12 protein-coding genes are annotated in these 13,448 nt (G+C 62.0%); 7 read left to right on the plus strand and 5 right to left on the minus strand.

Annotated elements, in window-relative coordinates:
• Positions 1-176 precede the first annotated feature (176 nt).
• The 7 genes from WJ16_RS33525 (at position 177) to WJ16_RS34960 (ending at position 8,207) form a co-directional block, all read left to right on the plus strand.
• Positions 177-941: an OmpW/AlkL family protein gene (locus WJ16_RS33525; protein ID WP_076605975.1), complete on the plus strand. Its 765-nt coding sequence runs from the start codon at positions 177-179 to the stop codon at positions 939-941.
• Between the two features lie 47 nt (positions 942-988).
• On the plus strand, positions 989-1,753 hold the full coding sequence (locus tag WJ16_RS20035; RefSeq protein ID WP_069258863.1) for an enoyl-CoA hydratase-related protein: 765 nt from the start codon (positions 989-991) through the stop codon (positions 1,751-1,753).
• Between the two features lie 223 nt (positions 1,754-1,976).
• A complete protein-coding gene (locus WJ16_RS20040; RefSeq protein WP_069261045.1) occupies positions 1,977-4,058 on the plus strand; it encodes a 3-hydroxyacyl-CoA dehydrogenase NAD-binding domain-containing protein in 2,082 nt (693 codons plus the stop codon).
• 14 nt (positions 4,059-4,072) lie between these two features.
• Positions 4,073-5,251, plus strand: coding sequence for an acetyl-CoA C-acyltransferase (locus WJ16_RS20045; RefSeq protein ID WP_069261046.1), 1,179 nt, complete (start codon positions 4,073-4,075; stop codon positions 5,249-5,251).
• 50 nt (positions 5,252-5,301) lie between these two features.
• Positions 5,302-6,087, plus strand: a complete 786-nt coding sequence (locus tag WJ16_RS20050; RefSeq protein WP_069258864.1) for an SDR family oxidoreductase — start codon at positions 5,302-5,304, stop codon at positions 6,085-6,087.
• Positions 6,088-6,132: 45 nt separating this feature from the next.
• A complete protein-coding gene (locus tag WJ16_RS20055; protein ID WP_069258865.1) occupies positions 6,133-7,920 on the plus strand; it encodes an acyl-CoA dehydrogenase C-terminal domain-containing protein in 1,788 nt (595 codons plus the stop codon).
• A 122-nt stretch (positions 7,921-8,042) separates the two neighbouring features.
• Positions 8,043-8,207: a hypothetical protein gene (locus WJ16_RS34960; RefSeq protein WP_157126837.1), complete on the plus strand. Its 165-nt coding sequence runs from the start codon at positions 8,043-8,045 to the stop codon at positions 8,205-8,207.
• A 307-nt stretch (positions 8,208-8,514) separates the two neighbouring features.
• Here WJ16_RS34960 and WJ16_RS20060 read toward each other — a convergent pair whose 3' ends face one another.
• The 5 genes from WJ16_RS20060 to WJ16_RS20080 form a co-directional block, all read right to left on the minus strand.
• Positions 8,515-9,606: a porin gene (locus tag WJ16_RS20060; RefSeq protein ID WP_069258866.1), complete on the minus strand. Its 1,092-nt coding sequence runs from the start codon at positions 9,604-9,606 to the stop codon at positions 8,515-8,517.
• A gap of 138 nt (positions 9,607-9,744) precedes the next feature.
• Positions 9,745-10,467 carry an SDR family NAD(P)-dependent oxidoreductase gene (locus WJ16_RS20065; RefSeq protein WP_069258867.1) on the minus strand — a complete coding sequence of 241 codons (723 nt, stop codon included), beginning with the start codon at positions 10,465-10,467 and terminating at the stop codon, positions 9,745-9,747.
• Positions 10,445-11,566, minus strand: a complete 1,122-nt coding sequence (locus WJ16_RS20070) for a 2,3-butanediol dehydrogenase (protein ID WP_069258868.1) — start codon at positions 11,564-11,566, stop codon at positions 10,445-10,447. The genes WJ16_RS20065 and WJ16_RS20070 overlap by 23 nt, the downstream gene beginning before the upstream one ends.
• 1 nt (position 11,567) lies before the next feature.
• A complete protein-coding gene (locus WJ16_RS20075; RefSeq protein ID WP_069258869.1) occupies positions 11,568-12,869 on the minus strand; it encodes an MFS transporter in 1,302 nt (433 codons plus the stop codon).
• An 18-nt stretch (positions 12,870-12,887) separates the two neighbouring features.
• Positions 12,888-13,421: a 2,4'-dihydroxyacetophenone dioxygenase family protein gene (locus tag WJ16_RS20080; RefSeq protein WP_069258870.1), complete on the minus strand. Its 534-nt coding sequence runs from the start codon at positions 13,419-13,421 to the stop codon at positions 12,888-12,890.
• Between the last annotated feature and the right edge of the window lie 27 nt (positions 13,422-13,448).

Consider the following 13,448-nt stretch of genomic DNA (forward strand, 5'->3'; position numbering starts at 1 on the left):
GTGGTCCGCGGAGAGCTGCGGATCGCTCAAGCGAGATATTTTCGATCGACAGAAATACTCGGAGAAGTACGTTATGTAATTCGTGATACTAATTAAATGCCGACGAATGATGGCCGTTGAGAGCCCGGTCGGCACCTTTCGGGACTGAGGTCACCGTAAAACGGAGGAGACGAAGTATGAGGAAGCAACTGAATTCGATCGCACTGGCGGTTTCGATGTGCGGTCTCGCGGGTACGGCATACGCACAGGAGGTGGGTAGCGTTGTGGTAACCGGTGGCGCCGCGTGGATCGACATGAGGCAATCGAGCTCTCAAGAACTGAAAAGCAGTTCCCAGTTCGGCACTTTCACTTCTCCTGGAACAGGCGCCGAAATTCATAACACCTTCACGGGAGAGCTCCTCGTTACCTACTTCGCAACGGAGCATATTGCGATCGAAAGTGCCGTGGGATTTCCTCCGAAGCTGAATTTTTTCTCCCACGGGGTCGCCACCCCCCTTGGGCCCCAGGGGCCGGCAATGCCCGTGGGTGATCTGAAGCCGTTGGTGACGGCACGGGTGTGGGCGCCCACAGTGTTCGTGAAGTATTACTTTGGAAAGAAGGACAGTGTGTGGCGCCCATTTCTGGGTGTCGGCATGAATTACACGTGGTTCAGCTCCGTCCAGGTTCATCCCGCATTCAGCGGAGCACTCGGTCAATTTGCCGGACCGGGTGGAAGGGTTGATGCATCGGCCAGCTCGTCGTGGAACCCAGCCTTCACGGCCGGCGTGACGTATCGCCTCAACGGTAGATGGTCCGTGCTGGGATCGATCACCTACATCCCGCTAAAGACGACCGGAAAATTCGATGCAGTCAGCGCCAACGGAACGACCGTTTTGAGCAACACGGCGCGCATCACGGCCAATCCAATCATCGGATTCGTTGGGGTTTCCTATCGATTCTGAGCGGCGGATCGAGTCTGAACGGGTATAGCGAAACAGGAGATTTCACCGTGGGCGACATAAAAGTCCAAGTTGACGGGCGGGTGCTGATCGTCACGATATCGAGGCCAGAAAAGAAGAATGCGTTGACCGGTGCGATGTACGGCGCGCTTGCGGATGCGCTTGAATCAACTGCGCACGAGCGCGTGAACGCCGTCCTCATCCAATCTGATGGCGACACGTTCTCGGCCGGAAGCGACCTGAGCGAATTCTCCGCCGAAGCAATTCGTGACGGCATCGGCAAGAGCCGCGGTGCGCGGTTTATCCGATATCTGGCGACGATGGAGATTCCCGTCGTGGCCGCCGTACAGGGGAAAGCCATTGGCGTCGGCGCCACCATGCTGTTGCATTGCGACTACGTCATCGTTGCGAACGACGCGCAACTCAGCGCGCCGTTTGTCGACCTGGCGCTCGTTCCTGAAGCGGCGTCGGGCTACCTGCTTCCGTTGCAGATCGGAAGCATTCGTGCGTTCGAGATGATCGCGCTCGGCCGCTCTGTCGATGCGCAGACCGCCGTGGAATGGGGAATCGCTAATCGATCGGTGCCGGCTGACCAGCTTCGAGCCGAAGCGAAGGCGATCGCGACGGTTATCGCTGCGAAGGCGCCGGGCGCGGTCAGAGCGACGAAACGGTTGATGAGTGAGCGCAGGAGAGTCATCGATCAAATGAACGCGGAATTCGATGCGATCGACAAGCAATTGGCAGGGAGCGAGTGCAGCGAAGCCCTGGCCGCGTTCAAGGAAAAGCGTCGTCCCGATTTCTCGAAGCTTCAATAACGTGATGGATAAAAGTAACACTGACACTCGTCCACATGAGGCCGCCATGGGGCGAGCCCCTGATTTCGACGTGCGGCGATTGGAATCGTGGCTAGGTGGAAATTTGCGTGGTTTTAGCGGGTCACTCGACGCATCGCAATTTTCGGGAGGCCAGTCGAATTCAACCTATTTGCTGACGACGGGGTACCCCGTCCCGTGCGTCGCACATACAAAGGAAGGGAACATGACAGCGCACTACAGGGTGCACGACGACGTGGCGGTTATCACGCTCGACAACCCGCCGGTCAATGGGCTCGGGCACGCGACACGTCTCGCCATCGTCGAGGCAATGGCCGCGGCAGCAGCGGACGCGAGCGTACGGGCCATTGTCATTACTGGGGCAGACAGCGGCTTCTCGGCCGGAGCGGACATCCGGGAATTCGGCACGCCGAAAGCAACGCAGGAACCGAGCATTCATACGGTCATACGAGCGATCGAATCCAGCGCCAAGCCGGTTGTCGCCGCCATCCATTCGGTGGCCATGGGCGGTGGACTGGAGTTGGCAATGGGTTGCCATTTTCGTGTTGTCACACCGGGTGCGCAGATTGCACTACCTGAAGTGAAGCTCGGCGTTCTTCCGGGAGCGGGGGGGACGCAGCGCCTCCCGCGGGCCGTCGGTCTCGAGGCAGCGCTCGACATGATCGTATCCGGCCGAATCGTACGCTCGGAAAAACTGGCAGACACTGGCCTGTTCGACCTGATCGTCGAGGGCGACCTGCTGACAGGCGCGGTGCGGTTTGCACAACAGGCTGCGGACCTGAACGAACTGCCGCGGCTGCGAGATCGCCGCATCGAGCATGTCAATCCGAACGGATTCCTGCAATTCGCGCGCAACACGATTGCAACTGCGAGCCGCACCTTTCCGGCGCCGCTCAAATGTGTCGACGCCGTGCAGGCTTCTGTCCAGCAAGCCTTCGACGATGGGATCAAGTTCGAACGCAAGCTGTTCATGGAACTGATGGACACATCGGAATCCCGAGCGCTTCGTCACGCCTTCTTCGGAAAACGTGCTGGTGCGAAGATTCCTGACCTGCCAACCGACACACCGGTGCGGACGGTAACGCAAGTGGCTGTCGTCGGCGCGGGCACGATGGGAGCGGGCATTGCAATGAACTTTCTCAGTGCGGGCCTCCAGGTCACGATTCTCGAGGCGCGGCAAGACGCGCTCGAGCGCGGTGTCGCGGCGATCCGCAAGAACTACGAGGACAACGCCAGAAAGGGCAAGCTCACGCAGGAACAGGTCGAGCAGCGTATGTCCCTTCTGACACCGACACTCTCCTATGACGACCTCCGGCACGCCGACCTCATTATTGAAGCGGTGTTCGAGGAAATGAGCGTGAAGGAAAGTGTGTTCCGGGCGCTGGATGCCGTCGCAAAGCATGGAGCCATCCTGGCATCGAACACCTCGACCCTGGACGTGGACAAGATCGCCGCGTTCACGAAGCGGCCTTACGACGTGGTCGGTATGCATTTCTTCAGTCCGGCCAACGTGATGGAACTTCTCGAGGTCGTACGAGGTGAGAAGACCGCCCACGACGTGCTGGCGACAGCCATGAGTCTCGCCAGGAAGATCGGCAAGACGGCGGTGGTGTCCGGTGTTTGCGACGGCTTCATTGGTAATCGGATGATCAATCAGTACCTGCGCCAAGCAGGCTATCTGCTGGACGAGGGCGCGCTACCGGAACAGATCGATCGTGCAATCGAGAAGTTTGGCTTTGCGATGGGCCCGTTCCGCATGCTCGACCTGTCCGGCAACGACATCGTCTGGGCGATCCAAAAGCGCCATGCGGTGGAACACCCGGATATCGTGTATTCGAAGACCACCCATCTGCTCTGTGAGATGGGGCGGTTCGGCCAAAAATCCGGTGCAGGCTGGTACGACTACAAGGCGGGCGATCGCAAGGCGTATCCGTCACCGGTTGTCAATGACATGATCGTCCAGCAATCCAGAGATATTGGTCTGGAGCGGCGTGTTATTTCGGACGAGGAAATCGTCGAGCGTCTTGTCTATGCGCTTGTGAACGAAGGTGCTCGGATACTGGAAGAGGGCATCGCATCGAAAGCATCCGATATCGATGTCGTTTATCTCACGGGCTACGGCTTCCCAATCTTCCGCGGCGGTCCAATGTTCTATGCCGACACCGTAGGCCTTTACAACGTGGCGCAAGCGACGCGCCGCTACGGCAACGGGTATCGCGGCGAAGCGTGGCAAACGGCCCCGTTGCTCGAGCGGCTGGCCGAAGTGGGCAAAGGTTTCAACGATTGATGTGGAGCACGAATATGACTGAAGCAGTGATTGTTTCCACCGCTCGGACGGCACTCGCGAAGAGCTGGAAGGGCGCGTTCAACATGACGCACGGAGCTACGCTCGGCGGGCACGTGGTCAGACACGCGATCGAGCGTGCGCACATCGAGCCGGGTGAAGTCGAGGACGTTCTGATGGGCTGCGCCGTTCCGGAAGGCGCGACTGGCTGGAACATCGGGCGGCAGATCGCATTGCGTGCAGACTGCCCGGCGAGCGTGCCAGGTGCAACCATCAATCGCTTTTGCTCCTCTGGACTGCAGGCGATTGCGACGGCCGCGCAGCGTGTGATTGCCGGTGAAGGCGATATCTTCGTTGCGGGTGGTGTCGAATCCATTTCCTGTGTCCAGCAGGAAATGAACCGACACATGCTGAACGACGGCTGGCTTGAGAAGCACAAGCCCACCATCTACTGGAGCATGCTGCAAACCGCTGAAACCGTCGCCCGGCGTTACAACATTGGGAGAGATCGTCAGGACGAGTATGGCGTTCGAAGCCAGCAGCGGGCGGCGGATGCCGTTGCCGCCGGAAGGTTTGCGGACGAAATCGTGCCGATCACCACAGTGATGGGTGTCGCCGACGCGAAGACCGGAGCACTCGGCACACGCGAAGTCACGGTGTCTGTCGATGAAGGCATCCGTGCCGATACGACGCTGGAAGGCCTTTCGAAAATTCGTCCTTCTTTGCCGGGTGGCGTGATTACGGCCGGTAATGCGAGCCAGTTCTCCGATGGTGCATCAGCTGCTGTCGTCATGGACGGCAAGCTGGCCTCCGCCCGCGGCCTGCAGCCACTCGGCGCATTCCGGGGTTTTGCCGTTGCCGGATGTGAGCCGGACGAAATGGGTATCGGGCCGGTGTTCGCCGTACCTAAGCTGCTTGCGAAGGCCGGTTTAACGGTCGATGACATCGGCCTTTGGGAGCTTAACGAGGCATTCGCTGTCCAGGTGCTTTACTGCGCCGACAAGCTCGGCATTCCGATGGAGCGCCTCAACGTCAATGGCGGCGCCATTGCATTGGGACATCCGTACGGTGTTTCCGGTGCGCGCCTCGTCGGGCATGCGCTGTTGGAGGGTAAGCGCCGTGGTGCTCGATATGTCGTCGTTACGATGTGCATCGGGGGCGGCCAAGGCGCAGCGGGGTTGTTCGAGGTTTTTTGATGTCTGCGCAAGAAGCGTCGCAGAAACAGGAATAGTGCGGATTAGACACCATGGGTACGCTCAAACAACTATTCGATCTTTCAGGAAAAACCGCGCTCATAACTGGCGGCTCACGCGGCCTCGGTCTTCAACTCGCCGAGTCACTCGGCGAACTTGGAGCGCGCATCGTTCTTTCTGCGCGCAAAACCGACGAGTTGCAAGAGGCGCAGGCGCATCTGGCGTCGCTCGGCATTGAGGCGGACTTCATCGCAGCGGACGGTTCCATCGACGCAGATATTCGTCGTCTGGCTGACGAGGTGCTCGCCAGGTTGGGTCGCGTCGACATACTCGTGAACAACGCGGGCGCGGTCTGGAGCGCGCCCGCCGAGGACCACCCGATCGAGGCATGGGATAAGGTCATGAACCTCAACATCCGGGGCCTCTTCCTGCTCACCCAGCAAATTGGCAAGCGGTCGATGATCCCGCGTGGATACGGCCGAATCGTCAACATGGCGTCGATCGGCGGCCTCAGGGGAAATCCGCCTGATGCGATGAGCACCATTGCCTATAACGCGAGCAAGGGAGCGGTTGTCGATTTCACACAAACGCTAGCAGGTGAGTGGGGGCAATACGGCATTACGGTCAACGCGATTGCACCGGGCTTTTTTCCGTCCAACATGACACGGGGCTTGCTCACCCAATTGGGCGCGGACAAGGTTGCGGAAGGAATCCCATTACGGCGCATTGGCGATAGCGAGGATCTGAAGGGCGCCGTCGCATTGTTCGCATCGGATGCAGGCAAGCACATCACCGGACAGATCCTTGCAGTAGACGATGGCGCGACCGCCGTACTGTAACCGTGATGCAGAGAGATCTTACGCAAAAAATCGTCGGAGAAAGTAATGGGGCTTTACACCGCGCCGCAGCGCGACATGCAATTTGTGCTTCATGAGTTGCTCGGCGTCGAAGCCGAGTTGAAGGGCATGCCGAAACATGCCGAACTCGATAGGGAGACCATTGATCAGGTACTCGACGAAGCCGGGAAGTTCTGCTCCGACGTACTGTTTCCGCTCAATCAAAGCGGCGATCGCGAGGGCTGTCACTACGACGGCAACGGCGCCGTCCGAACGCCGACTGGGTTTAAAGACGCATATCGCCAATATGTTGAAGCCGGATGGCCGATGCTTTCCTGTGATCCAGATTATGGCGGCCAGGGGCTACCCGGGTGCGTCAATAATGCGCTCTACGAGATGCTGAACTCGGCAAATCAGGCGTGGACCATGTATCCGGGGATCACGCACGACGCTTACGAATGCCTGCATGCGCATGGCACGCCGGAGCAGAAACAGGTCTATCTGCCGAAGATCGTTTCAGGTATCTGGACCGGCACGATGTGCCTGACCGAGCCGCATTGCGGTACCGATCTCGGCATCCTGCGTACCAAGGCCGAGCCGCGAGGCGACGGCTCGTACTCGGTCACGGGCACCAAGATTTTTATCTCGGGCGGCGAGCATGATCTCGCCGAGAACATTGTTCATCTCGTGCTTGCGCGCGTGCCCGATGCACCGGTGGGCACGAAGGGAATTTCGCTCTTTGTCGTGCCGAAGTTTATCCCGACGAAAAGCGGTGAACCCGGCGAGCGAAACGGTATCCAGTGTGGTTCGATTGAGCACAAGATGGGGATTCATGGCAATGCCACTTGCGTAATGAATCTTGACGATGCAAGCGGGTGGCTCGTCGGCGAGGTCAATCGGGGCCTTCAGGCGATGTTCGTCATGATGAACGCAGCCCGACTAAACGTGGGCATGCAGAGTCTCGGCCTGACCGAGGTCGCCTACCAGAACGCGCGCGCCTACGCGAGGGAGCGCTTGCAGATGCGTTCGCTCTCGGGCCCGAAGGCGCCCGGAAAACCCGCCGACCCCATCATCGTGCACCCCGATGTGCGCCGCATGCTTTTGACGCAAAAGGCCTATGCGGAAGGTGGCCGTGCGTTTACCTATTGGCTTGCGCTACAGATCGACAAGGAACATGGGCATCCGGACGAAACCGTGAGGAGCGGTGCGTCGGACCTGATCGCACTGTTGACCCCGATTGCCAAGGCGTTCCTCTCCGACAACGCGTTCGAGTGTACAAATCACGCGCTACAGGTGTTCGGCGGTCATGGCTTCATTACTGAGTGGGGGATGGAGCAATACGTTCGCGACACGCGAATCCATGCGATCTACGAGGGGACGAACGCGGTCCAGGCTCTCGATTTGCTCGGGCGTAAGGTGCTCCCGAACATGAGCGCGAAGTTGAAATGCCTTGAAAAGCTCGTGGCCGATTTCATCGAGGAACACGACGGGCGACCCGACATGGAAGAGTTCGTTCATCCTCTTTCTAGTCTCCTCGAGAAGATTCAACAGCTCACGAACGAAGTGAGCATGAGGGCCGCCAGCGATCCAGACGAAATCGGTGCCGCGGCAGTGCCTTATCTGCGTACGGTGGGACATCTCGTTTTCTCGTATTTCTGGGCTCGCATGGCGCGCATCGCCCTCGACAAGATTGCGACGGGTGATGCGTTCTATCAATCCAAGCTTGCTACTGCACGTTTCTATTTCGCGAAACTGTTGCCCGAGACCGAAACCACGATCCATGCAGCACGTTCCGGTGCGACGACCATCATGGGGATTGACGAGGCACTATTTTGAACGAAGCCCAGTGCGTGCGGAGCTGTGCTTTCGTCAAGTTGTGAGAGTGTGATCATGTCCGCCAACCACGGAAGCAGCTGAACGGCGCGGTGAACCGTACCAGTGTGTTCGAGGAGACTCATATGAGCCGTTTCGCCAATTTACCGTCGTCGGGTGCTTCACTGTATTCCAACCTCGATGTTGCTGCGACTCGCCATCCAGAAAAAAACGCGATTTCATACTACGGTTACGGCGCGACATATACCGAACTGAAGCGAAAAGTCGACGCTCCCGGCCTATACAGTTGATGATTACCGTGATCTCTCGCAGGCTCGAACGTCGAGGCAATCTCTATCTGGCACTGCAGGTCAAACATGCGTGATCAGAGTGACCGAATCTATTCGAACTCGCCGCCGTCCGTACCGTTGCTCGATGTTTAAGCGCACATTCTCCAACGATTTGACGGTCAACGAGTTCGTGTGCGGCCTAAGGGCCGCCGCCTCGATCCACGAGAGCCACTTGTTCACGGGGGCCTGATCTGTGCGTAAGGGATTGATTTTTCGGGCGTTATAAAGTTTGCTTCGGTCGGAGGCCACCTTTTCTGCGAACCTACAGTCAGAACCGCGTACTGAACCCGATCCGCGCGATCGACTGCTGCGCGCCGCTCGATGCGCCCTCGGCATCCATCACGCCGTTGATCTGCGCGCTGCTGCCATGACCGGCTCGCTGATGAACGCCCGCGACGTACACCATCGTGCGTTTCGACAGCCAGTACTGGACGGCAGCCAGGAACTGGTGTGCGTGCGCATCGTCGAGCGTGTCGTTGCCTTTCATGTACGTGTAACTCGCGCCGACCACCCACGCGGGCGACGGGCGCCACGCGGCACCGGTTTCCGCCGACCATGCGCCCGCGCCGTTCTGCGCGTTGCGCACGGTCGTGAAGAGCGCCTTTGCGGTGACCGTGCCGACCGTGTAGTGCATGCCCGCGCCCCAGTTGCGCACGCTGGTGGGCGGCAGCCCGCCGGCCGCGCCGTATTTCTGGTTCGTATAGGCGGCGCCCGCGCCGAACGGGCCGTTGTCGTAGCTTGCGCCGACGCTGACCGTGTTGTTCGCGCCGACCGACCCCGCGACGTTGCCGAAGCCGTACAGCGCGCCGAACGTGAGGCCCGCCAGCGACGGGCTCGTGTACTTGACCGAATTCGCGACGCGATTGCTGCCCGCGACGCGGTCCCAGTCGAAGGCGCCGGTCGGGTTGTTCGGCAGCGCGAGCTTGTCGAACGGCCCGTTGCGAAAGCCGTACAGGCCGACGAGATCCTGCGCGATCTCGTTGCCGCTCGCGGCCAGCGAATCGACCATGAACTCGTACTGATTGCCTAGTGTCAGCGTGCCGTAGCGATCGTTCTGCAACCCGACATAGGCGGTGCGGGCAAACAGCCCGCCGCCGATGATCGACCCGTTGCCGAGCGAATACTGGTTGACGAGCCGGAAGATCGCACGCGTGCCCGCGCCGAGATCCTCCTTGCCTTCGAAACCGAGCAGGTTCGGAAAGAAGATGTTGTCGTCGAATTTCGCGGCGCCGTGGCCGCCTTGATTGCTGACATAGCTGATGCCGGCATCCATCAGCCCGAACATCGTCACGCTGCTTTGTGCGAACGACGCGGCGGGAATGGCGCATGCCGCAAACGCCAGAAGGGTCTTTTTCGTCATCTCCAATGTGCTCCTCACATGTTTCCGATCGGGTCGGATATTTTTTGATTGGACTACTGATTAGTATGAACAAACCTGAATCGGCCGAGGTGCCGATTCGACCGCGGCCGAAGAAAGCCGCGGCCCGCGCACACTGCACTAGACCGTCGAATACCCGCCGTCGACCGGCACGACCGCACCGGTCACGAACGACGCACCGGGCGAGCACAGGAACAGGATCACGTCCGCGACTTCGTCGGCCGTGCCCCAGCGCCCGAGCGGCGTGCGTTCGAGGATGCGCCGCGACGCGTGCGTGTCGGCCATCAGGCCGCGGCTGAGCGGCGTATCGATCCAGCCGGGCGCGACCGCGTTCACGCGGATGCCGCGATCGGCCCACGCCTGCGCGAGCGAGCGCGTGAGCTGCGCGATGCCGCCCTTGCTCGCGCTGTACGCGGGGCGGTCCTTGCTGCCGAAGTACGTGTACATCGACGCGACGTTGACGATGCTGCCGCCGTGCGCGGACAGCGCCGGCCAGGCGGCGTCCGATGCACGCATCACCGACGTCAGGTTCACGTTCAGCACGAGCTCGAACTGGTCCATCCGGTATTCGTCCGCGTGCCGGCTGATGCCGACGCCGTTGACGAGCACGTCGAGCCGCGGCAGCGCCGCGATCGTGCGCGTCAGCGCATCGCTGTCGGTCACGTCGAGTTCCACACACCGGATGCCCGCATGCACGGGCGCATGCGGGCCGGCCGCATCGAGCCCGAGCGCGACGACCGACGCGCCCGCTTGCGCGAACCGCAGCGCCGTGCGGGCACCGATGCCCGACGTGCCGCCCGTCACGACGACGGACCGGCCCTCAAACGTCCACTGACGACTCATGCTCGACGCTCCCGGTGACGTGTGCGCGACGGGCCGGCCGCTGCGCGGGTGAAACGAGGATCTTGATCTGCGTGCGATCGGCGAGCAGTGCGTCGAAGCCGTCGGTGATGGCGTCTTCGAGCGACACGGTGCGCGTGACGATCGACGTGAGGTCGAGCGCGCCCGATGCGACGATGCGCAGCAGGTCTTCGTACGCATGCCGGTAGCCGACGCTTGCCGTGAAGGTCAGCTCGTCGTTGACCGCGCGGAACGCGTCGAAGCCCGCATGCGGCATCAGGCCGACCATCACGACGCGGCCGCCCTTGCGCAACGCCCGCATCGCCGATTCGAACGTGGCCTGCAACCCGGCCGCTTCGAAACTCGCGTCGACGCCGAGCCCGCCGGTGGCCGCGCGGATGGCGTCCTGCAGCGCCGGTGCGTCGTACGCCCGCGCATCGAACGCATGCGTCGCGCCAAAGCGCGTGGCTGCCGCGAGCCGTTCGGGCGATACGTCGACGGCCACGATCGTGGTTGCGCCCTGCAGCTTCGCGAGCATGATCAGCAGCAGGCCGATCGGCCCGAGGCCGAATACCGCACAGGTTTCGCCGAGCCGCAGTTGGCCGCGGCGCAGCGCGTGCAGCGCGACGGCGGCCGGCTCCATCACCGCGGCCTGTTCGAGACTCACGTCGTCCGGCAGACGATGCAGCATGTAGGCCGGCACGACCGCGAAGTCGGCCATCCCGCCGTCGCCCATCAGTCCGGCGAAGCCCATCGACACGCACAGGTTGTACGACCCCGAGCGGCAGTACGCGCACTGGCTGCAGCGGTATTCGGGTTCGACGGCGACACGGTCGCCCGCGCGCAGTGACGTCACGTCTTCGCCGACTTCGACGACGGTGCCGCAGAACTCGTGGCCGAGCGTCAGCGGCGCGGTGCGGTGCGACAGCGGATGCGGTGCATCGACCGGGATCGCATGCGGGCCGTCCGCATATTCGTGCAGGTCGCTGCCGCAGATCCCGCAATATGCGACCGCGATGCGCACGTCGCCGGCGCCGACGCGCGGCGTGTCGATTTCCACGAGACGGACGTCGCGCGGGCCATGCCATTGAAGTGCGCGCATGTCAGCGTCCTCCGAGGTTTTGCGTGTCGAGACGGCCGGCGGCGCCGGCGGGCGCGCGCTTGCGCAACACGGCGGGCGCGGTTTCGACGAGGCCGAACGACAGCACGCACGCGAGGATCGCGCCGGTGGTCGACGTCCACATCGCGAATTGCAGGCCGTACCTGTCCGCCGCGAAGCCCGCGACGGTCGGCGCGACGAAGCCGCCGATCAGCTCGCCCGCGCCCATGATCAGCCCGAGCGCGCTCGCGATTGCGCGCGGCGGCACCGTCTCGGCCGGGATCGTCGCCATGAACAGCGTGAAGCAGCCGAGGCCCGTGTAGGTGACGAACACGAGCGCGCCGAGCGCCCAGACCGAGCCGACGTGGATCATCACCATCGGGCATGCGGCCGCGATCAGCGCGAACACGATCATCGTCGGCTTGCGGCCGATCCGGTCGGAGATCGCCGGCACCGCGAAGCCCCAGAACACCCACGCGGCGCCGAGGCAGGTCATCACGACGCCCATGTCGGACGGCGACAGGTGGCGGCTCTCCACGAGGAATACCGGCGCGAACGAGATGATCACGACGAACCACGTGAGAAAAAAGCAGCTGATCAGCACGCAGAGCAGGATGTTGCGTTCCTTCAGCAGTGCCCAGCGGCTGACCGCGGCGCCGCTCGCGGCCGCCGCGCCGGCGGTATCGGCCTGTGCGTGCCGCACGCCGCCGGGCGGCACTTCGCGCACCCAGCGCCAGATGCAGAACGCGATCAGGAAGCCCGGAATGCACGACACGTAGAACGCTTCGCGCCAGCCGTACACGGTCGCGATGCCGATGACCACCGGCGGCCCGATCATCGCGCCGAGCAGGCCGGCGGCGGAGCCTTGCAGCAGGCCCATGTTCAGCCCGCGGCGGCTGGGGGTCGAACTCTCGACCATCAGCGACTGCGACAGCGGCAGCACGGGGCCTTCGGCGATGCCCATCAGCGCGCGAAACGCGATCAGGCTCGCGAAGCCGCCGACGAGCCCGGACAACGCCGAGCACACGGAAAAACCGAGCACGGCCGCGACCAGCAGCGGCTTGCGCGTGCCGCGCGCGTCGGACCACGCGCCGGTGGCGGCGCCCGACAGCGCCCACGTGAGCGCGAGCGCGGACGACACCATGCCGAGCTGCGCATTCGTCAGGTGCAGCTCGGCCGACATGAACGGGAACAGGAACGACAGCGCGAGGCGGTCGAAGAACACAAAGCCGAACGTCATGAACAGGATCAGCAGCAGCCTGTTCTCGTACGTGCAGGCGGATCGGGACGAAGAAGCGGATGTCATGGCGGGCCTCGTCGCGCGTCAGCGGAACAGCTTCTCGATCGCGTGCGCGCCGAGGCCGACCTTCTCGTAATGCGCCTTGCACATCGCGATGTACGAATGCACGTCGAAGTAGCCGTCGGGATTGCCTGCTTCGTCGAGCCAGATCAGCGGCCCCTTGACGATGAAGAACGCGCGCATCGGTTCGGGGTGGTCGAACGCGACGAGCGTGTGGCCCTCGCCCGGTGTCTCGTACACGAAATCGCCGCGCGTCGCAGTCCATTCGTGCTCCAGATAGCCCCATTTCCCTGACAGCGTGTAAGCGAACACCTCGTGCGGGTGATAGTGCCGGTTCACGAGCCCGGCTTCCTTGGCCGTCAGGATGTCGCACCATTTGTTCTGCGACGGCGAGATCCACAGCGGCCGCGACGAAACCGTTTCGGTGAACGGAACGTAATAGCGTTCGTCGTCGGTGGCCGCGTTCGCGATGTACGCTTCGGGCAGCGCATCGGGCTTGAACGGATTGGCAATCGGCGGAATGTTTTGCCAGAATTCGGATACGGCTTTGTCGACCACGGCGTGTCTCCTGGTGCGTTGGTTGTC

This window comes from Burkholderia metallica (genome assembly GCF_001718555.1).
Classification (GTDB): domain Bacteria; phylum Pseudomonadota; class Gammaproteobacteria; order Burkholderiales; family Burkholderiaceae; genus Burkholderia; species Burkholderia metallica.

Excerpts from the sequence above, each read along its gene's own strand:
- WJ16_RS34960 (WP_157126837.1), top strand. The coding sequence starts at position 8,043 with ATGAGCCGTTTCGCCAATTTACCGTCGTCGGGTGCTTCACTGTATTCC.
- WJ16_RS20055 (WP_069258865.1), top strand. The coding sequence starts at position 6,133 with ATGGGGCTTTACACCGCGCCGCAGCGCGACATGCAATTTGTGCTTCAT.
- WJ16_RS20060 (WP_069258866.1), bottom strand. The coding sequence starts at position 9,606 with ATGACGAAAAAGACCCTTCTGGCGTTTGCGGCATGCGCCATTCCCGCC.
- WJ16_RS33525 (WP_076605975.1), top strand. The coding sequence starts at position 177 with ATGAGGAAGCAACTGAATTCGATCGCACTGGCGGTTTCGATGTGCGGT.
- WJ16_RS20050 (WP_069258864.1), top strand. The coding sequence starts at position 5,302 with ATGGGTACGCTCAAACAACTATTCGATCTTTCAGGAAAAACCGCGCTC.
- WJ16_RS20045 (WP_069261046.1), top strand. The coding sequence starts at position 4,073 with ATGACTGAAGCAGTGATTGTTTCCACCGCTCGGACGGCACTCGCGAAG.
- WJ16_RS20070 (WP_069258868.1), bottom strand. The coding sequence starts at position 11,566 with ATGCGCGCACTTCAATGGCATGGCCCGCGCGACGTCCGTCTCGTGGAA.
- WJ16_RS20040 (WP_069261045.1), top strand. The coding sequence starts at position 1,977 with ATGACAGCGCACTACAGGGTGCACGACGACGTGGCGGTTATCACGCTC.
- WJ16_RS20065 (WP_069258867.1), bottom strand. The coding sequence starts at position 10,467 with ATGAGTCGTCAGTGGACGTTTGAGGGCCGGTCCGTCGTCGTGACGGGC.
- WJ16_RS20075 (WP_069258869.1), bottom strand. The coding sequence starts at position 12,869 with ATGACATCCGCTTCTTCGTCCCGATCCGCCTGCACGTACGAGAACAGG.